We start from the raw sequence: 19,172 nt of genomic DNA, 5'->3' as shown, positions 1-19,172 counted from the left end.
CCTGAGAGTCACGGCACGTACAACAGAACTTGAGGTCATTCATGGGCAAACTGGTGGTTTCGCTCGACGGTGTCGTGATCAAAGAGGTGCAGATCACCAAGGACAAGACCACACTCGGTCGGCGGCCCTACAACGACATCGTCATCGACAACCTCGCCGTCTCCGGCGAGCATGCTGTCCTGCAGATGGTCGGCAACGACGTTTTCATTGAAGACCTCAATTCCACCAACGGCACGTACATCAACGGCAAGGCCATCAAGAAGCAGCTGCTGGCCAACCACGATACCGTTGAGATCGGCAAGTACAAGATCAAGTTCCTGCTCAATGACGGCAACGACTACGAGAAGACCATGATCCTCAAGCCCGGTGCGGCAGTGCCGGCGCTGGGCGGACTGGGCTCCTCCTTCGGCGGTCTCGGCAGTGCGCCCGTCATCGGCCCGGCTTCCATCAAGGTGCTGACCGGCGCCGCAGCCGGCCGCGAAGTGGCGCTCAGCAAGGTCGTCACGACGCTGGGCAAGCCCGGCGTGCAGGTGGCGTCCATCACCAAGCGCCCCACCGGCTACGTTTTCGCCCACGTCGAGGGTGCCCAGCGCCCCAGCGTCAACGGCATACCGCTGACGGGTGAATCCATCGCCTTGCGCAGCGGCGATCTCATCGAGCTGGCCGGCACACAGATGCAGTTCATCCAGGGCTGAAGCCCGACCCCGACGGTGCGGCCCGGCTGGATTGGCGGGGGCCGGCAACGCGAACAGCCGGGGTCGTGGCTGCTGTGACTTCCTCACGATCGGGATACCCCCAACTCGGTAATCCGACCGCCTGCGATACCGGTCCGCTGCGTACATTCTTGGCTCCACCTCGCCTGACGCGAGGCCCCGATTCCCGAGCCAACGCATCGCATGAACATCCGCGTCCTGGGCTGCTCCGGCGCCATCGCCGCCGGCTACAAGACCACAGCCTTCCTGCTCGACGACGATGTCCTCATCGACGCCGGCACGGGCGTGGGCGACCTGCCGCTGGATGCCCTGGCCGCCATCGACCACATCCTGCTCAGCCACTCCCATCTGGACCATGTGCTGGGCATCCCGCTGCTGGCCGACGCCGTGCTGCGCCTGCGCGTCGCCGCCGGCCGCCCGCCCATCCAGGTGCATGCCCTGCCGCAAACGCTGGCCACGCTGCAACAGCACATCTTCAACGGCGCCATCTGGCCCGACTTCACGCGCCTGCCCAGCCGCGAGGCACCGGTGCTGAGCCTGCATCCCTTCCAGATCGGCGACCGCCTGGACCTCGGCGGCCGTGTCATCGAGGTACTGTCCGCCGTCCACACCGTGCCGGCGGTCGGCTTCGCCGTCGATGGTGGCGAGGCCAGCGGCCATGCCCATTGGGTCTTCACGGGCGACACCGGCCCCAACCCCGCGCTGTGGCGCCGCCTGGCTGAACTCCGCCTGTCCCACCTCGTCATCGAGACGGCCTTCAGTGACGACGAGGCGGAGGTCGCCCATGTCAGCCAGCACCTCTGCCCGTCCGACCTGGGACGGGAACTGGCCCAACTGGCCGGCAGCGTGGATGTACGCATCACCCACATCAAACCGGGCGAAGCCGAGGCGGTCATGCAGGGCGTGCAGACATTGAACAGCCCGCACCGCATCAGCGCGCTGGAGGCCGGGCAGGAGATGGCGCTGTAGGCGCAGGCGCTTTCATCCGTCAACGGCGCCTCGGGCGCCGTTTTTCATGGCTGACGTTTCTTGCTCTTCAGGTGACGCCTGACAAAACACGTCACGCCGAAATGACGTTTTTTGTCAGAACGGCGTCGCCAGGGCCTCCAACCGTGCGCTTTCGCACGCCACGGCGCGTCGTCTGGGCTGGCACGCCCCCTGCATTCATGGGGTCTGCCTCCCTCCCAAACACTCGCTGGAGTAACCGACATGCAACTGAAAGCACGCGCCCAAAAGGGCTTCACCCTGATCGAACTGATGATCGTCGTGGCCATCATCGGCATCCTGGCTGCCGTGGCGCTGCCGCAGTACCGCACTTACACGTCCCGCGCCAAGGCGGCCAACGCGATCACTGTGGGCGATGCCTACAAGAGCGCTGTCGCCTTGTGCATCCAAGAACAGGGCGGCAGTGCGACCGGTTGCGATCTTGGCTCGAAGGGCATCCCCGGCACCGTGAAAACCAAGGAAGTCGAGAAGGTTGAAGTCTCGGGCGGCAAGATCACCCTGACGCTGAACGACATCGGCAAGGGCACAGCTGGCAAGACCATCACGTTCGATGTGGCAAACGTTGTTGGCGACGCCGTGATCTGGACGACCGATACGACCATCGAAGCTGCCGACAATTCGGTTCTCATCGAATCGATCAAGAAGAACAACGCCAGCAGCTGATCATGACGCTGTAAGGTGCCGCCTCGGCGGTACAAACAAAGAAAGGGGCCTTGGCCCCTTTCTTTTTGCCTTGTGAATCCATGCTCAACCCGAGTCGACTGCAAAGCCTCGCCGCGCTGCTTGCGATCACAGCCTGGGTGCTGCTCGCCCACCCCTACGAGGGCCTGCGCCATGACGGCATCCTCTACTTCGGGCAGGTGCTGCTCAACTCTCGCGTCCCGGCGCTGAGCGACGACATCTTCTTCGCCGGCGGCTCGCAGGACCGCTACTCCATCTACTCCCACCTGATGGTGCCGCTCTACGAGCACCTCGGCGTGATGGCCGCGAATGTCGGCGTGCTGCTGGCCGGTTGGCTGCTGATGCTGAGCGCGGTGCTCGCCCTGCTGCGACGCTTCGCACCTACTCACCATCTCCCGCTCTGGGGTCTGCTCGCATTTGCCGTGATGTCTCCGGTCTACGGCGGCACCTGGGTGTTCAGCTATGGCGAGACCTTTGTCACCGCGCGCAATTTCGCGGAGCCCGCACTGCTGTGGAGCCTGGTGGCGCTGCTCGCCGGCCGGTGGCGGATCACGGTGGCCTTGCAGGTGCTGGCCGCGCTTTTCCATCCGCTGATGACTCTGCCCGTCATGGCGATGAGCTGGTGCTATCTGGCCGATACGGACCGGCGCTGGCTGTGGCTGCTCGCCGCGATTCCTATCGTGCTGATCGCCGCGCTCGCTGGCGTGCCGCCCTGGGACGGCTTGCTAAAAACCTATGACCCGTATTGGTGGGCGCTGGTCGAGACCGGCAACCGCCAGGTGCTGCTGGGCAACTGGACGCTCCAGGACAGGCTCAGCGTCGTGCTGGATGTCGCCGTGCTGCTGGCAGTGACTCGGCTCAGGCCGGCGGATGCATGGACCCGCCTGCTTTATGCCGTCGTCGCCACCACCGTCGCGTTCATGGGCCTGACCGCGCTTGCTGCGGACGGCTGGCACGCGGTGCTGCTGACGCAATTGCAGCTCTGGCGGGCGCATTGGGTGACGCATCTGCTGGCCATGGCGCTGTCGCCCTGGCTGCTCGCGCGCCTGTGGCGACTCGGCGGGCTGTGGCCGGCCAGCGCCTGTGCTTTGGCGCTGGCGCTGTTGAACGCCCACATCGGCATGGACCATGGCATCGCCGCCCTGGCCCTGTGGGCGTTGGCTTCGCTGGCGGCCTGGCGGGTGCACGAGGGGTCGCGGACCCTCGTGCGGCTGTCGTGCACCTGCATCTTGATGTGCGTGCTGGGCATGTCGGTCTATCAACTCGACGCGGCGGTGCAGCAGCAGAGCTGGCAGTTTCCCGAGACCGCCTGGAGTGACGGCCTCAGCAAGATGGCTGCCTTCCCGACCGTGGCGGCGTGCGGTTTCGCGGGGCTGATGTTCGTTGCGGCCAGGCGGCGTGTCGGCGCGCTGATCGCCCTCGGCCTGAGCGCGCTGCTGCTGATCGCCTCGGTCAGCGGCTGGGACCAGCGCCTGGACATCGTGCGCGCCGTGGAGTCTCCCGCCGCTTCCGCGCACCCCTTCGCCGCCCACCTGCCTGCCAACGCCAAGGTCTACTGGCCCCACCATCTCGTGCCGGTGTGGAGCCTGCTGGAGCGACCCAGTCACTACGCGCCGCAGCAAGGTGCCGGCGTGCTGTTCAACCGCGATACCGGGTTGCTGTTCGGCCCTCGCAAGGAGATGTACCGGCTGATCAACGACGATCACGAACGTTGCCTGACCGGCGCGTCGCTCAGCCGAAGCCGAGCCAACCGCCTCAGATGCGATGCGCCGGCGCCGCACCGTCTGACGGCGCTATGCAGCCAAGCCGATGCACCGGACTTCGTGGTGCTGCTAGGGCGGCTGCCGGTCGAGCCGCTGGCCACCTGGCGTCCACCCAAACACCGAGACCTGCCGCAGACCTATGCCCTCTATGCCTGCTCACAGCTCAAGCCCACCGAAGGCCTTTGACATGCCCACCAAACTGCGGGAGTTCCTGCTCTATTTCGCCGCCAGCGCCGCTGCGCTGGCGCTGGACACCGCCGTGTTCAGCCTGAGCCTGCGCCTGGGCGTGCACCTCGCCGTGGCCGCCTGCCTGGGCTTCAGCTTGGGCTTGATGCTGGTCTACACGATCAGCACGCGGGTAGTGTTCTCTCAGCACCGCTTGGCCGACCGCCGCAACGAGTTCGCGCTGTTCGCCCTCATCGGCGCGGCTGGCCTGCTGTTGACCGAGGCACTGCTGTGGCTGCTGGTCATGCAACTCGGCATGGCCCCGCTGGCGGCCAAGCTGACCAGCGCCGGCGGCGTCTTCCTCTTCAACTTCGCACTGCGCAAGGCCCTGCTGTTCACCGCCCGCGCCAAGGCGCTCAGCGCGCAGCCATGACCCAGCCCTCCACCCTGATCATCGGCGCCGGCCCCGCCGGCCTGACCGCCGGCCTCGAACTGCTGCGTGCCGGCTACCCGCAGGTCACCATCCTCGAGGCCACCCAGGAGATCGGCGGCATCTCCAAGACGGTCAACTACAAGGGCAATCGCATCGACATCGGCGGCCACCGCTTCTTCTCCAAGTCCGACTGGGTCATGGACTGGTGGCGCGACGTGCTCCCGGTCGCCAAGCCGGCCAACGGCAGCATCGACGCGCGACTGGCCTACCAGGGCAAGGAACGACTGCTCGGCGGGCATGAAGCCACGGCCAGCGAGGCCGACGACTCGGTGCTGCTGATCCGCAACCGCCAGTCGCGCATCTATTTTGGCGGGCAGTTCCTCGACTACCCGCTCAAGCCCGGCATGGACCTCGTGCGCAAGATGGGCCCGGCCCGCTGCCTACAGTTCGCCGGCAGCTACATGGCGGCCGCCGCGCGGCCCATCCAGCCCGAGCAGACGCTGGAAGACTTCTTCATCAACCGCTTCGGCCGCCAGCTCTATCTGCAGTTCTTCAAGACCTACACCGAGAAGGTCTGGGGCGTGCCCTGCCGCGACATCAGCGCCGACTGGGGCGCGCAGCGCATCAAGAGCCTGTCCATCGGCAGCGCGGCGAAGCAGGCGCTCAAGAAGATCGTCACCGGCAAGACCGACAGCCAGCACACCTCGCTGATCGAGAGCTTCCTCTACCCGAAGTACGGTCCCGGCCAGATGTGGGAGACAGCGGCGGCCGAGTTCGAGCGGCGCGGCGGCCGGTTGCTGCGCGGCTGGGCGGTGGATGAGATCCACCGCCAGGAGAGGCGCGTCGAGCGCGTCGTGGCGCGCGATGCCGAGGGCCAGCGCCAAAGCTTCAACGCCAACGCCGTCGTCTCGACCATGCCCATCCGCGAACTCGCCCAGGCCCTGCGCCCGGCACCCGACGCGCCGGCGCTGTCCATCGCCTCCGGTCTTGAGTACCGCGACTTCATCACCGTCGGGCTCCTCTACCGCCGCATGTCCCCCAAGGTCGCCGGCAAGGCCCGCTACGTATCGGACAACTGGATCTACATCCAGGAGCCGGGCGTCAAGGTCGGCCGCGTGCAGGTCTTCAACAACTGGAGCCCCTACATGGTGGCCGACCCCGACACGGTCTGGCTGGGGCTGGAGTTCTTTGCGCGCGACGACGACGAGTTGTGGGCCATGAACGACGAGGCCTTGAAGGCCCTCGCCGTGCGCGAGATGCAGCAGATGGGCATGGCCGATGAGGCCGAGCTGCTCGACGCCACCGTGCTGCGCCAGCCCAAGGCCTACCCGGGCTATTTCGGCTCGGCCTTCGAGCGCTTTGACGAGCTGCGCAGCTGGCTCGACGGCCTCGACAACCTCTTCCTGTGCGGCCGCAACGGCATGCACCGCTACAACAACCAGGACCACTCCATGCTGTCTGCGCGCCTCGCCGCGCAGGCCATCATGAACGGCGGCACGGGGCGCGACGCGATCTGGTCCGTCAACATCGACGACGACTATCACGAGGAAGCAGCGTCAGAAAAGTGAAGACCGGCGTGCCATCATCCGCGCCCATGTCGTCCCAGCCCCACGCCGCAGCGGCCGATGCCGCGCCTTTCAGCCTCGTCGTTGCCGCCGCGCTGCCCCCGCTGCTGGCCTTCAACCAGACGCCGGCCGCCACGCTCTACAACCAGTTGCTGGCGCTGGCCGGCTGGGGGCTGGCGCTGCTCTTCTGGGCCTCGTCGTCCCCGGGCTGGCGTGTCAGCCTGAAAAGCCCTGCGGCGCTGGCGATGGCGCTACTGCTTGTCGCGCCACTCACCTCCGTCACGTGGCGCGCGCTGCCGTTGTCGCTGGGTCTGGGCGCCACCGCGGTGATCGGCGCGGGGCTGGCCGTGCTGCTGCTGGCACAGGGCCTGTCGCGAGAGGCGCGCCACACCGCCGCCGAGGCACTGTGCTGGGGCCTGCTCGTCGCGGGCGTATTCAGCGTGGCCATCAGTCTGGTGCAGGTATTTGCGCCGCAGTGGGCCGACGGCAACGTCATCGCCCGCTCGGGCGTCGTGGGCAGCGCGGTCAGCAACCTGCGCCAGCCCAACCATCTGGCCAGCCTGGTGATGTGGTCGGCCATCGCCGCTGTCTTCATCACGGAAAAGCACGGCTGGCGCTGGCTGCTGCCGCCGCTGCTGTTCGCCTTTGTCTTCACCATCGTGCTGAGCGCCTCGCGCACCGGTTTCATCGGCATCGCCATGCTGGCGGTGTGGGGCCTGGTGGATCGCCGGCTGTCGCGCAGCGCCCGGCTGAGCCTGTTCGCCACCACACTGATGCTCGCCGCCAGCTGGTGGCTGATGGCGCAATGGGCAGCAGAAAGCGGCCATGCCTTCCGGGGCACGTCCCGGCTGGCCGAGGGCGCCGGCTCACCGTCGCGGCTGGCCATCCTGCGCGATGCCTGGGCGCTCACCGTCGCGAACCCGTGGCTCGGTGTCGGCTGGGGCGAGTTCAATTTCGCGTGGAGCCTGACCCCCTTCCCGACCCGGCCCATCGCCTTCTTCGACCACACGCACAACATCGCCTCGCAGCTCGCCGTCGAGCTGGGCCTGCCGTGGGCGGGCGCGGTGCTGGCGCTGCTGGGCTGGGCTCTGTGGAAGGCCTGGCGCGGTGCGGCGCTGAGTGCCGACGACGCACCGCTGCGTCGCGCGGCGCTGATGATCGTGCTGACCATCGCCCTGCACAGCCTGCTGGAGTACCCGCTCTGGTACGCCTATTTCCTGTTGCCGGCCTGCTTCGCCTTTGGCCTCGCGCTGCCGGTTGACGATACGTCGAAGCCGGCGCCGGCGGCACCCGGCATCTTGCTCGGCGCCTTGCTGATCGCCGGCAGCCTGTTTGCCGTCTGGGACTACCAGCGCATCGTCTCGATCTACGCGCCCGGCGCCCGCGCCGCGCCGCTCAACGAGCGCATCGCCACCGGCCAGGGCTCCCCGCTCTTCAGCCACCAGGCCGACTACGCTGCCGCCACCAGCCAGCCGCCTGGCGCCGAAGCCCTCGCCGCGTCCCGTCGCACGGCTTTCAGCCTTGTCGACGCCCGGCTGCTGATGCACTGGTCGCGTTCGCTCGAAGCCACCGGCGACCCCGAAGGCGCACGCTATGTGGCCGACCGCCTGCGCGAGTTCCGCAACCCGACGGGCGACAGCTGGTTCGAGAGCTGCATCGAACCGGCCTCGGCGCCGGTGATGGTGCAGTGCCAGCCCGCATCGGCCGTCATCGACTGGCGCAAGCTACGCTGACCAATCCCCCGACTTGCCGCCGTGCTTCTCCAGCACACGCACGTTGCCGATGACCATGCCGCGGTCGGCCGCCTTGCACATGTCATAAATCGTGAGCAAACCCACCTGCACCGCGCACAGCGCCTCCATCTCGACGCCGGTGCGACCCAGCGTCTCGACCTGAGCGCGGCACAGCACCCGGCTGGCGGGCTCGTCCAGCTCGAACTCGACCTTGACGCGCGTGATCGGCAGCGGGTGGCACAGCGGCACCAGGTCGGCGCAGCGCTTGGCGCCCTGGATGGCGGCGATGCGGGCCACGCCCAGCACGTCGCCCTTCTTGGCCGTGCCGCTGGCAATCAGCGCGAAGGTCTCGGGCCGCATGTGGATCTCGCCGGCCGCGACCGCGACACGGTGCGTCTCGGCCTTGGCCGACACGTCGACCATGTGGGCCTGGCCCTCGGCGTCGAAGTGGGTCAGTGGGGCGCTCATGTCAGCCGCGATTCATTTTCAGGAAACATTCATGGGGCAAGTTGAAGGCATCATAGACAGCCAGCCCGCGCTGGCCGGAGCCCCTGCCTGATGAAGAAGTCGTTCTCCCCCCGCCCCTTGCTCTCCCTGCTCGCGGCCGCCACGCTGGCCCTGCCGGGCGCACCGCTGAATGCGCAGGTCAACCTCCCGGCGCTCGGTGATTCGGTGTCGCAGGATCTCGACCTCGGCGCCGAGCGGCAGCTGGGCGAGCGCTACATGCGCCAGATCCGCCTCGACCCGGCCGTCGTGCAGGACCCGCTGCTGCGGGAGTACATGGCCACCATCTTCGATCCGCTGATCTCAGCGTCACGCAAGCTGGGGCACATCGGCGACGACATCCAGACTCGCTTCGCCTGGGAAAGCTTCCTGGTGGAGGACAAGAGCGTCAACGCCTTCGCGCTGCCGGGCGGCTTCATCGGCACCCACCTGGGTCTCATCGCGATGACGGTGTCGCGCGACGAGCTGGCCTCGGTGCTAGCCCACGAGATCTCGCACGTGACGCAGCGCCACATCGCGCGCCGCATTGCCGGCGACTCAAAGAACAGCATGATCGCCCTCGCCGGCCTGCTGCTCGGCGTGCTGGCCGCATCGCGCGGCAACATCGACATGGCCAATGCCGGCATCGTCGGCGGCCAGGCGGCAGCGCAGCAGATGTCGCTGAACTTCTCGCGCGACATGGAGCGCGAGGCCGATCGCGTCGGCTTCAACGTGCTCGTCGAGGCCGGCTTCGCGGGCAGCGGCATGGTCAGCATGTTCGAGCGCATGGAGCAGGCCTACCACCTGATGGACAACGGCGCCTACCCCTACCTGCGCTCGCATCCACTGACGAGCGAGCGCATCGGCGACGCCCGCACGCGCCTGGCGCTGGAGCCCTTCGCGCGCCCGCGTGGCCTGGCCGAGCATGCATTGATGGCGGCACGCGCGCGCGCACTCATGGACCCGCGCGTGGAAGCCTGGAAGGTGCTGGAGAACTACGACGCCGGTGCCCGCAACATCCGCGAAAGCGGCGGCTACGAGCAGCTCGGCGCGCGCTATGCGGCGACGCTGGCGTCCATCAAGCTGCGCAACTTCGACCGCGCGGAGGCGACGCTGCGCAGCGCCGAGGTGACGCTGCAGCTCATCAACCCCAGCCCCTCCGAGACGACCTCGGCCAGCCGGCAGTTGACTTATCTGCGCGCCGAACTGGCGCAGGCGCGCGGCCGGGCGATGGAGGGAGTCGCCGCGCTGGAGACGCTGGCGGGAGAGAAGTCCCGCCCGATGCTGATGCAGCGTGTGGGCCTGGCGCTGGTGGCGGGGCCGTCATCGCCCACCTTGCGCGAAGCGGCTGACGCGCTGCAGACCCATGTGAGCCTGGAACCTCGGGACTCCCTCGCCTGGGCCCAGTTGGCGCTGATCTGGCAGAAACTGGGCCAGCCGCTGCGGGCGGTGCGCGCCCAGGCCGAGGTCTACGCCGCCGCCGGCGACCTGAACGGTGCCATCGACCGCATGCGCTCCGGGCTGCGCCAGTCGCGCGGGCCCGATGCCGACCAGGTCGAGGCCTCGGTCATCGACGCCCGGCTGCGTGCACTCGTCTACGAGCGCCAGTCCCTCCTGGGCGAGATGTACCGCGGGCGCTACATCCCCCCGGACGTCGAACTGCCGAACTAGGCGGCAGCGCGCTGCTCTTCCTGATAAAGCGCGAACTCCTCGCGCGTCGCCCGTATCACCGCGTCGCGCTGGTTGATGCGGCGGTGAAAGGCTTTCACTGCCGGCCACGGCGCGAGGTCGACGCCGGCATGGGACGCCCAGTTCAGAACCACGGCGAGGTAGATGTCGGCGATGCCGTAGCCGCCCTCCAGGTGCTCATGCCGCTGCAGGTGCGCCTCCAGCACCGACAGCCGCAGGGCGGCCTTCTCCGTCGCATAGGCCTTCACGTCGGCGCTGGCTTTCGGGTCCAGCAGCGGCACGAACACCGCCTTGTGCAGCTCGGTGGCGATGAAGCCCAGCCACTGGCGCATGCGGGCCTGCGCATCCACCTCGGCGGGCAGCAGGCCGGCTGCTGGGAAGGCCTCAGCCAGGTATTGCAGCACCGCCGCGTTTTCGGTCAGCAGCCAGCCTGCTGGCGTCAGCAGCGCCGGTACCTGGCCCATGGGGTTGATCTGCCAGTAGTCGCGGCCATCGGCCGTGCGCTTGGACTTGTCGACGTGAATCAGACGCGCCTCGGCGTCCACTTCGTAGAGGACGATGCGGCTGGCCAGCGAACAGGCCATGGGGGAGAAGAACAACTCCATCTCAGTCTCCGACAGTGTTTTTGTACTATATTGAACAGAAATCAATCTGGTCAATGAATTTCATGCGTCGTGGTACAAAAATCTGAAGAGACCGGCAAACCTGCGCCGCGTCCACGCGGCCGGCCGCGCAGTTTTGACACCGATGCCACGCTGGCCCAGGCCACGCTGACCTTCTGGCAGCGCGGCTACGCAGCCACGTCGCTGGACGACCTGAGTGCTGCCACCGGCCTGAACCGGCCCAGCCTGTACGGCGCGTTTGGCGACAAGCACGCGCTGTATTTGCAGGCGCTCAAGCTCTACACCGAGCAGTCCGACGCGGCCATTGCGGCGGCGCTGGCGGGGCGGTCAGTGCGCGAGGGGCTGGTGCGCGTCTACGAGCTGGCCCTGCAGCTCTACTGCCCGGCCGACGCTGCCGCGCGGGGCTGCCTGCTGATCGGCACGGCAGCCACCGAGGCGCCGCGCGACGAGGCGATCCGCCAGGCGCTGGGTGATGCGTTGCGCGGCTTCACGGCCGCCTTCGAAGCCCGGCTGCGGCGGGCAATGGACGACGGCGAGCTGCCCGCCAGCACCGATGCCGCCATGCGCGCTCAGCTCGCCTCGGCGGTGCTGCATTCGATGGCGCTGCGCGCCCGCGCCGGGGATGCGCGCGAGGCGCTGGCGGCGCTCGCGCTGGCGGGCGTCGACATGGTCGTCAGTCGCTAGGGAACATGCGCTCGACGACGACGTCGATGGCCATGCCGCACAGGCTGTAGATCAGCGAGCCGATCAGCGCGGCCCAGAAGCCGGTGACGGCCAAGCCGTCCAGCAGCGACGCCGCCGCCCAGAACATCAGCGCGTTGATGATGAACAGGAAAAGCCCCAGGCTCAGCACCGTCACCGGTAGCGTCAGCAACACCAGGATGGGCCGCAGCAACGTGTTCAGCAGGCCCAGCACCAGCGCCGCGATCAGCGCCGAGGTGAAGCTCGTCACCACGACGCCGGGGTAGAGGTGGGCGACCAGCAGCAGCGCACCAGCCAGCAGCAACCAACGAACGAGGGTCTTCATGCCGCAAGCATATCGGGCCGTCAGGCCGCGCGGACTGTCGCGTGCTCGCGTCAATCCTCAAATGGGAATCGTTCGCATTCGTGTTAATATTTTTGTCCTGTCAACGTCTGCTGCTGCCCCGTCTTGAAGACCGCTCTCGCCTTTGTCGCCCCATCCCCGGTTGCCGCGCCCGTGCCGCACCTGGCAGTGGTGCGTACGCCGCGCGAGCCGCGAGCGAGCTATGCCGAGCTGTCCCGTGCGCCACGCAGCCGGCGGCTGCTGCTGGTGGGCATCGCGACCTTGCATCTGCTGGGCTTGTGGGGCCTGAGCCGCGTGCAGGATGTGAAGCGCATCGCGGCCCAGGTCGCGCCCATCGTCGTGCGCCTGGTGGCTCCCGCCGAGCCGCCCAAGCCACTGCCGCCCACGCCCGTGGTCATGCCCGAGATGAAGGCGCCCGCGCTGACGCTGATCGAGCCACCGCTGATCGCCATCGCCGCAGCGCCGGCCCCGTCGCCGGTCGTCGCCGCCCTGCCGCCACCGCCCCCCACGCCCACGCCTGTGCAGCTGACACCGGCCCCGCCCGTGCAGGTCACGCCGCCACCTGCGCCGCCGGCCCTCAAGCGAGTCCCGGCCAGTGCCGTGCGCTGGCTGAGGGAGCCGCGCATGACGGTGCCACTGATGTCCAAGCGACTGCGTGAGTCGGGCATCGTGCAGGTGCGTGTCGTCGTCGACGTGAACGGCATGCCGCGCGAGGTGGCATTGGCCAAGTCGTCCGGCTTCGCCCGCCTGGACGAGCAGGCGTTGCAGGACATCCGCAGCGCCCGCTTCGTGCCGCAGACCGAGAACGGTCAGGCCATCGAGTGGGAGGTCATCGCACCGATGTCCTACGAAGTCGACCGCTAGACCCCTTTTCCCTTCCCCCCTTCCAGCCATGCCGTGGGCGGTGCTTGACGCCGTCGTGGGCAAAGCCATGCCCATTCACGATCCATCGGAGAGATCCATGTCCCGCAACAACAACTCGAAATCGTCGGCGCTGCTGCCTCTACTTCCTCTTGGCGCGCTGGCCGCCGGCTTCGGCTTTGCCTCCGTGGCGCTCGGCCAGACGGCCCCCGCCAAGGAAGAGAACGTCCTGCCCGTCGTGCGCGCCAAGGCCAGCGCCGAGAAGCAAGGCAAGGACGACTACCAGGCCACCGAGACCCGCATCGGCAAGGGCAAGCAGGACATCCGCGACATCCCGCAATCGCTGACCGTCGTCACCGAGAAGCTGATGGATGACCGCAACTTCACCAACGTGAAGGAAGTGCTGAAGAACACCTCGGGCATCACCTTCCTGGCGGCCGAAGGCGGCGAGGAAGACATCAAGATTCACGGCATCTCGCTGCAGAGCACGGGCGACATCTTCATCGACGGCATGCGCGACCCGGCCTTCTACGACCGCGACACCTTCTTCCTCGACAAGCTGGAGCTGCTGCGCGGCTCGGCCTCGCTGCTGTTCGGACGCGGCTCCACCGGTGGCGCCGTCAACCAGGTGACCAAGCAGGCACAACTGGCCGACCAGAACCAGATCGACGTGTCCATGGGCAGCCACGGCGCTCTGCGCGCTATCGGCGACTTCAACCAGCGCACCGGCGAGAGCGCGGCTCTGCGCGTCAGCGCGATGGTCAACAGCGCCGACAGCAACGGCGCCGGCTCCAGGATCGACAAGCGCGGCGTGGGCGTGAACTACCGCTTCGGCGTCGACGAGACGGACGAGTTCGGCGTGACGCTGTACGGCCTGCAGAACGACAACGGCATGAACTACGGCGTGCGCTGGATCCGCCAGAGCCCGACGGACCCCATCGCCAACCAGGTCAACACCAAGATGGACCCGGACGCGTACTACGGCCTGTCCAGCGACTTCAATAAAGGCACGGCCTACTACGGCATGCTCACCCACACGCACCGCTTCTCCAAGGACACGGAGCTGATCACCAAGGTCCGCCGCGCCGAGTACACCCGCGACCAGCGCGCCACGCTGTGGAACTACGCCGCCGCCACGCTGCAGCCGGGCGGCCTGGCCGTCTCGCTGGACACGCTGAGCCCTGCCACCATCATCACGCGCGGCTTCCAGCCCAAGAAGCAGAACATGCAGACCGTGACGGCGCAGAGCGACCTGAACACCAGGTTCAAGGCGCTGGGCGTCGACCACACGCTGCAGGCGGGTGTCGATTTCGCGCACGAGAAGAAGCAGGTCTTCCAGCAGGTCTCGATCGCGCAGGGCGGCGTCGTGCCGGTGCGCCCCAACACGACGGTCGGCACGCCGTACGACGGCGCCAGCATCGACGAGAGCCAGCGCCGGTACCGCGACTTCAGCGCCTACACCTCCAAGGCCTATGGCGGCTATCTGCAGGACATGATTCAGGTGGCGCCGATGTGGAAGCTGCTGGCCGGCCTGCGCTATGACAACCTGAAGGGCGACTACGACGGCTTCGCCGTGCCGAACAACGCGCTGACGCCGGTCACGACGTCCACGTATCAGATGAAGATCTCCGAGGTGAGCAAGCGCGCCGCCGTGCTGTTCCAGCCGAACGAGCAGTGGTCCTTCCACCTGATGGGCGCCACGTCCTTCAACACCTCCGGCGACGCCTACTCGCTCAGCGAAGCCAATGCCGACGTACCGCCGGAAAAATCCGTCAACGTCGAACTGGGCGCCAAGTGGGACAGCGCCGACGGCAAGCTCAGCCTGCGTGCCAGCGCCTTCCGCAACACCAAGCTGCACGAGCGCAACCAGGACTGCCCGCCCGGCACGCAGAACTGCCCGGTCACGCTGTCCGGCAAGCGCCACGCCGCCGGCCTGGACTTCGACGTCGTCGGCCGCATCACGCCGCAGTGGGAAGTCTTCGGCAACTTCACGTGGATGCCGGTCGCCAAGATCGACATCTCCGGCGCCACAGGTGGCGAAGTCCAGGGCTCGCGCCCCTCGCTGACGCCGCGCTACTCCGGCAGCCTGTGGACGGCCTACCAGCTGCTGCCGCAGCTGCGCCTCGGTGCCGGCCTGAACGCCCGCAGCGGCCAGACGCCCAACCGCAACCCGGTCGGCATCGTCGCGCCCAAGTTCGTCACTGGCGATTTGATGGCTGAGTTCACGGCGGTGCCGGAGACGCTGCTGTTCAAGCTCTACGTCAGCAACGTGGCCAACAAGACCTATGCTGACCAGCTGTACACGTCGTTCTACGTGCCCGGCACCGGCCGCGTGACCAGCCTGACCGGCACTTACAAGTTCTGACCCCGACGGAGACCCGCGCCACGCCATGCTGCTGAAGATCCCCCAGATCCTCGACACCGGCGGCGCGGCTCGGGCCCGCGAACTGCTGGCCTCGGCCCCCTGGGCCGATGGCCGCGCGACCGCCGGCCGCCAGGCCGCGCAGGTCAAGAACAACGAACAACTCCAGTCCGGCAGCGAGCAGCACCGCGAGCTTCAGGCCCTGGTGCTGCAGGCGCTGGAGAAGCACCCGCTGTTCTTCTCCGCCACGCTCCCGAAACGCGTGCTGCCGCCGCTGTTCAACCGCTACGCCGGTGCCAGCAATGCCTACGGCAGTCACGTCGACCAGGCGGTGCGCTATCTGCCTGGCAGCGCACAGCGCGTGCGCACCGACATCTCCTGCACGCTGTTCCTCAGCGAGCCCGACGACTACGACGGCGGCGAACTGGTGATCGACACCACCTTCGGCGAGCAGCGCGTCAAGCTCGCGGCAGGCGACCTGGTCGTCTACCCCGGCACCAGCGTCCACCGCGTCGAGCCGGTCACGCGCGGCGAGCGTCTGGCCAGCTTCTTCTGGATCGAGAGCATGGTGCGCGCCGACGAGCAGCGCCGCCTGCTCTACGAGATGGACATGAGCCTGGTGCAGCTGCGCGGCGAACTCGGCGAAACGCCAGAACTCGTCCAGCTCACCGGCACATATCACAACCTCTTGCGCATGTGGGCAGACACATGAGCACACCGGCCATCGAGGCCCTGCCCGAGGGCCTGGCCAACCTGGCCGACTTCGAAGCGCCCGCCGAAGCCCGCGTCGGTGCCAACGCCTGGGCCTATCTGAACGGCGGTGCAGCCGACGAGATCACGCTGCGTGCCAACCGCGCCGCCTGGGATGCCATCCAGCTCCACCCGCGCGTGCTGCGCGACCTGTCCGGGGGCCACACGCGCGTGACGCTGCTCGGCCGCGAGCTGCAGCACCCCGTCCTGCTGGCGCCCATCGCCTACCAGCGCCTCTTCCACGCCGACGGCGAGAGGGCAATAGCCCACGCCGCCGCCGCGCAGGGCGCCGGCGTGCTGCTCAGCGCCCAGGCCAGCGTGCCCATGGAAGACGTGGCCGCACCCATGCTGGCCGACCCGACCGCCGGCCCGCTGTGGTTCCAGCTCTACTGGCGCGACGACCGCGACTTCATGCGTGCGCTGCTGAAGCGCATTGCGGCCGCCGGCTACCAGGCCGTGGTGCTGACCGTCGACGCGCCCGTGCATGGCGCGCGCGACCGCGAGCGACGCATCGCCTTCAAGCTCCCCGACGACATTCGCGCCGTCAACCTCGGCGGCCTCAAGAAGCCGCTCGACCTGCGGCCCGGCCAGAGCGCGCTGTTCGACGGCCTCATGCCGCGCGCCGCCACCTGGCGCGAGGTCGACTGGCTGCGCGCCGAAAGCCCGCTGCCGCTGCTGCTCAAGGGCGTCACGCATGTCGACGACGCACGCGACGCGCTGGCACGCGGCGTCACCGGCTTCGTCGTCTCCAACCACGGTGGCCGCGCGCTCGACACGCTGCCACCCACCACCGAGTTGCTGCCGCCGCTGCGCGCCGCACTCGGCCCCGACGTCCCCTTGCTCGTCGACGGCGGCATCCGCCGCGGCACCGACGTGCTCAAGGCCATCGCCCTGGGCGCCAATGCCGTGCTGCTCGGCCGCCCCTATGTGCACGCCCTTGCGGCCAGCGGCGCGTTGGGTGTTGCCCATGCGCTGCGCCTGCTGCGCGACGAGCTGGAGATCGCCATGGCCCTCAGTGGCTGCAAGACCCTCGCCGACGCCGGCCCGGCGCTGCTCTGGCCCGGCACCTTTCCCCAAAGGACTTCCTGATGAAACGCCTCCTCGCCACCCTCGCCCTCACCGCCTTCACGGGCGCCGCCTTCGCCCACGGCGCCGTCTCCTGCCCCGTCGTGCCCAAGGAAGAGAAGAAGGGCCAGATGGAACTGCAGAAGAAGCTCGAAGGCGACGGCTGGAAGGTCCGCAAGGTCCAGAACTACAACGGCTGCTACGAGGTCTACGGCTTCGACGGCCAGGGCAAGAAGGCAGAGGCCTTCTTCAACCCCAAGACCTTCGAGCGCGTCTACCCCGAAGGCGAGCAGCCCGCAGACAAGAAGTAAGCCGTGCGCATCCGCGTCTGGGACGTGCTCGTGCGCGTCCTGCACTGGACGCTGGCTGGCGCCGTCGCCACCGCATGGATCAGCGGCCACTGGCCGCCGCGCGGCTTCGATGCCTGGCACCACACCGCCGGCTACGTGGCCGGCGCCGCCGTCGTGCTGCGTTTGATCTGGGGCTTCGTCGGCGGCCGCTACGCGCGCCTCGCCCAGTTCGTGCGCGGCCCGCGCGCGGTGCTCGCCTATGCCCGTGCCATCCGCGCCGGCCGCGAGCCGCGTCACCTCGGCCATAACCCGCTGGGTGGCTGGATGGCGCTGGCGTTGTGGGCCACGGCCGCCGCGCTGAGCCTGAGCGGCTGGCTCTACACCACTGACTGGCTGTGGGGCTACGAGTGGCTGTCGGACCTGCATGCATGGCTTGCGTGGGGCATCGCAACCCTCGTCATAAGCCACCTCGGCGGCGTCGTCGTGACCAGTTGGCGGCACCGCGAGAACCTCGTGGCCGCCATGTTCAGCGGCGACAAGCGCGCAGCCAATGGCGACGACATTTGCTGACACAAATGCCCGCAGAACCCAGGACTGATGCGGCCCCGCGACAGGCAGGGCCCGAAAGGCCCGATTTCATGGGCCTCTGCGGGTCATCCCCTCTATGAAAGCCTTCTATTCCCCCAGGGAGCGCAGTACCATCGCCGCCGCAGGGTGCTAGCGAGTATTGAAGGTCTACTGGGCCTTCACCCACGCCCGGCACATCAACAACTTTTGATGGAGTGAATCGACATGGCAACTGCGAAGAAGGCCGCGCCCGCAAAGAAGGCTGCGGCTCCGGCGAAAAAGGCCGCACCGGCGAAGAAGGCGGCAGCACCTGCAAAGACGCCTGCAGCAAAGAAGGCAGCAGCGCCCGCAAAGGCACCTGCAGCGAAGAAGGCAGCTCCGGCCAAGAAGGCCGCAGCACCCGCCAAGAAGCGCACGCCCAACGCCGCCTTCATGAAGGCCCTCACCCCCAGCGCCGCTCTTGCGGCCATCGTCGGCGCAGCACCCCTGCCGCGTACCGACGTGACCAAGAAGGTCTGGGAGTACATCAAGAAGAACAAGCTGCAGGACGAGTTGTCCAAGCGCGTCATCAACGCCGACGCCAAGCTGAAGGAAATCTTCGGCAAGGCCAAGGCCGACATGTTCGAGATGACCAAGCTGATCAACAGCCACCTGAAGTGAATCGGCGCCGCGCTTGCGCGGCCTCGTGAACGCAAGCCCGGCACTGCCGGGCTTTTTTGTTTCTTGCCCAATGCCAAGCAACGCAGGGCGTGCGCGGCACACCTGCGTCGACGACGTCGTCGACGCGCCTTAAGTCAGCAAAGCCGTGAGGCTGGCCTGCAGGCGAGACACGTCGATGGGCTTGAGCCAGTAGTCGGTGAAGCCCGCAGCGCGCGCGGCACGCACAACCTCACCGGGGTTGTCGGCCGACAGGGCAATCCAGTGCGCGCCGTCCAAGGCGGCCGACAGGTCGGCATCCGCGGCGACGCGGGCACGCAGCTCCAGGCCCGTCATGTCGGGCAGGTTCATGTCGATGAGCAGCAGGTCGGGCCGGCATTCCGCCAGCGCCGCCAGCGCCTCGGCGCCGGTCTCGGCGCAGCGCAGTTCCCAGCCCGGCAGCATCCGGAACACCTCCTCCATCAGGATCAGATGGATGCGGTCGTCTTCGACGTAAAGCACCAGCGGCGCGGCGCGGTCGGGCATGGCAAATTGGGCGGACAGATACAGCGGTCGGCACGATAGCAGCAATGCCAGGGCGTTCGCGGGCCTCGCCTCGCCATCGTTTCCTGCGCTTTGCGTGATATTTCTCACCTGCCGCCCACCCTGTCTTCGGGGGTCTTCAACGCGTGGAAACCCTGGAATTCCCTAACACTAGGGATATGCGCCCCTGGTTTGGGGTG

The 19,172-nt window shown here is 67.8% G+C and carries 20 protein-coding genes; 16 read left to right on the top strand and 4 right to left on the bottom strand.

What is annotated here, in order from left to right; all coding sequences use genetic code 11:
• The first annotated feature begins 41 nt into the window (after positions 1-41).
• From AC0IZJ_RS17955 to AC0IZJ_RS17925, 7 genes are all read left to right on the top strand, one after another.
• Complete coding sequence (locus tag AC0IZJ_RS17955) at positions 42-695, top strand: FHA domain-containing protein (protein WP_471852497.1); 654 nt, start codon at positions 42-44, stop codon at positions 693-695.
• A 201-nt stretch (positions 696-896) separates the two neighbouring features.
• A complete protein-coding gene (locus AC0IZJ_RS17950) occupies positions 897-1,682 on the top strand; it encodes an MBL fold metallo-hydrolase (RefSeq protein ID WP_471852495.1) in 786 nt (261 codons plus the stop codon).
• Between the two features lie 240 nt (positions 1,683-1,922).
• On the top strand, positions 1,923-2,381 hold the full coding sequence (locus tag AC0IZJ_RS17945; RefSeq protein WP_471852494.1) for a pilin: 459 nt from the start codon (positions 1,923-1,925) through the stop codon (positions 2,379-2,381).
• Positions 2,382-2,461: 80 nt separating this feature from the next.
• Positions 2,462-4,348: a hypothetical protein gene (locus AC0IZJ_RS17940; RefSeq protein WP_471852492.1), complete on the top strand. Its 1,887-nt coding sequence runs from the start codon at positions 2,462-2,464 to the stop codon at positions 4,346-4,348.
• Position 4,349: 1 nt separating this feature from the next.
• Positions 4,350-4,760: a GtrA family protein gene (locus AC0IZJ_RS17935; protein WP_471852489.1), complete on the top strand. Its 411-nt coding sequence runs from the start codon at positions 4,350-4,352 to the stop codon at positions 4,758-4,760.
• A complete protein-coding gene (locus AC0IZJ_RS17930) occupies positions 4,757-6,328 on the top strand; it encodes an NAD(P)/FAD-dependent oxidoreductase (protein WP_471852487.1) in 1,572 nt (523 codons plus the stop codon). The genes AC0IZJ_RS17935 and AC0IZJ_RS17930 overlap by 4 nt, the downstream gene beginning before the upstream one ends.
• 26 nt (positions 6,329-6,354) lie before the next feature.
• Positions 6,355-8,058, top strand: coding sequence for a PglL family O-oligosaccharyltransferase (locus AC0IZJ_RS17925; protein ID WP_471852485.1), 1,704 nt, complete (start codon positions 6,355-6,357; stop codon positions 8,056-8,058).
• Here AC0IZJ_RS17925 and moaC read toward each other — a convergent pair.
• Positions 8,050-8,526, bottom strand: a complete 477-nt coding sequence (moaC, locus tag AC0IZJ_RS17920) for a cyclic pyranopterin monophosphate synthase MoaC (RefSeq protein WP_471852483.1) — start codon at positions 8,524-8,526, stop codon at positions 8,050-8,052. The genes AC0IZJ_RS17925 and moaC overlap by 9 nt on opposite strands.
• Before the next feature lie 90 nt (positions 8,527-8,616).
• Between moaC and AC0IZJ_RS17915 the strand changes: the two genes are divergently transcribed.
• On the top strand, positions 8,617-10,212 hold the full coding sequence (locus AC0IZJ_RS17915) for a M48 family metalloprotease (RefSeq protein WP_471852481.1): 1,596 nt from the start codon (positions 8,617-8,619) through the stop codon (positions 10,210-10,212).
• Here AC0IZJ_RS17915 and AC0IZJ_RS17910 read toward each other — a convergent pair.
• A complete protein-coding gene (locus AC0IZJ_RS17910) occupies positions 10,209-10,835 on the bottom strand; it encodes a glutathione binding-like protein (protein WP_471852479.1) in 627 nt (208 codons plus the stop codon). The two genes, AC0IZJ_RS17915 and AC0IZJ_RS17910, sit on opposite strands and share 4 nt — an antisense overlap.
• A 69-nt stretch (positions 10,836-10,904) precedes the next feature.
• Between AC0IZJ_RS17910 and AC0IZJ_RS17905 the strand changes: the two genes are divergently transcribed.
• Positions 10,905-11,537, top strand: coding sequence for a TetR/AcrR family transcriptional regulator (locus AC0IZJ_RS17905; RefSeq protein ID WP_471852477.1), 633 nt, complete (start codon positions 10,905-10,907; stop codon positions 11,535-11,537).
• Here AC0IZJ_RS17905 and AC0IZJ_RS17900 read toward each other — a convergent pair.
• Positions 11,527-11,880 (bottom strand): phage holin family protein, encoded by a 354-nt coding sequence (locus AC0IZJ_RS17900; protein ID WP_471852474.1) that lies wholly within the window; start codon positions 11,878-11,880, stop codon positions 11,527-11,529. The genes AC0IZJ_RS17905 and AC0IZJ_RS17900 overlap by 11 nt on opposite strands.
• A gap of 123 nt (positions 11,881-12,003) precedes the next feature.
• On the opposite strand from AC0IZJ_RS17900, the gene AC0IZJ_RS17895 reads away from it, so the two are divergent.
• The 7 genes from AC0IZJ_RS17895 to AC0IZJ_RS17865 all read left to right on the top strand — a co-directional run bounded on the left by AC0IZJ_RS17895 (position 12,004) and on the right by AC0IZJ_RS17865 (position 18,453).
• A complete protein-coding gene (locus tag AC0IZJ_RS17895; protein ID WP_471852472.1) occupies positions 12,004-12,762 on the top strand; it encodes a TonB family protein in 759 nt (252 codons plus the stop codon).
• A 97-nt stretch (positions 12,763-12,859) separates the two neighbouring features.
• On the top strand, positions 12,860-15,124 hold the full coding sequence (locus AC0IZJ_RS17890) for a TonB-dependent receptor (protein WP_471852470.1): 2,265 nt from the start codon (positions 12,860-12,862) through the stop codon (positions 15,122-15,124).
• Between the two features lie 25 nt (positions 15,125-15,149).
• Positions 15,150-15,833 carry a Fe2+-dependent dioxygenase gene (locus tag AC0IZJ_RS17885; protein ID WP_471852467.1) on the top strand — a complete coding sequence of 228 codons (684 nt, stop codon included), beginning with the start codon at positions 15,150-15,152 and terminating at the stop codon, positions 15,831-15,833.
• Positions 15,830-16,960, top strand: a complete 1,131-nt coding sequence (locus tag AC0IZJ_RS17880) for an alpha-hydroxy acid oxidase (protein WP_471852465.1) — start codon at positions 15,830-15,832, stop codon at positions 16,958-16,960. The genes AC0IZJ_RS17885 and AC0IZJ_RS17880 overlap by 4 nt, the downstream gene beginning before the upstream one ends.
• Complete coding sequence (locus AC0IZJ_RS17875) at positions 16,960-17,247, top strand: PepSY domain-containing protein (protein WP_471852464.1); 288 nt, start codon at positions 16,960-16,962, stop codon at positions 17,245-17,247. Before AC0IZJ_RS17880 ends, AC0IZJ_RS17875 begins: the two co-directional genes overlap by 1 nt.
• 3 nt (positions 17,248-17,250) lie before the next feature.
• A complete protein-coding gene (locus AC0IZJ_RS17870; protein ID WP_471852461.1) occupies positions 17,251-17,796 on the top strand; it encodes a cytochrome b/b6 domain-containing protein in 546 nt (181 codons plus the stop codon).
• 222 nt (positions 17,797-18,018) lie between these two features.
• Positions 18,019-18,453 carry an SWIB/MDM2 domain-containing protein gene (locus AC0IZJ_RS17865; RefSeq protein ID WP_471852459.1) on the top strand — a complete coding sequence of 145 codons (435 nt, stop codon included), beginning with the start codon at positions 18,019-18,021 and terminating at the stop codon, positions 18,451-18,453.
• A 129-nt stretch (positions 18,454-18,582) separates the two neighbouring features.
• Here AC0IZJ_RS17865 and AC0IZJ_RS17860 read toward each other — a convergent pair whose 3' ends face one another.
• Entirely contained in the window at positions 18,583-18,975 is a 393-nt protein-coding gene (locus AC0IZJ_RS17860; RefSeq protein ID WP_471852456.1) for a response regulator, read from the bottom strand.
• Positions 18,976-19,172 lie beyond the last annotated feature (197 nt).

The sequence above is a fragment of the Roseateles sp. AC306 genome (assembly GCF_979253795.1).
Note: the sequence above shows the minus strand (reverse complement) of the source record. Positions and strands in the feature narration are given on the sequence as shown.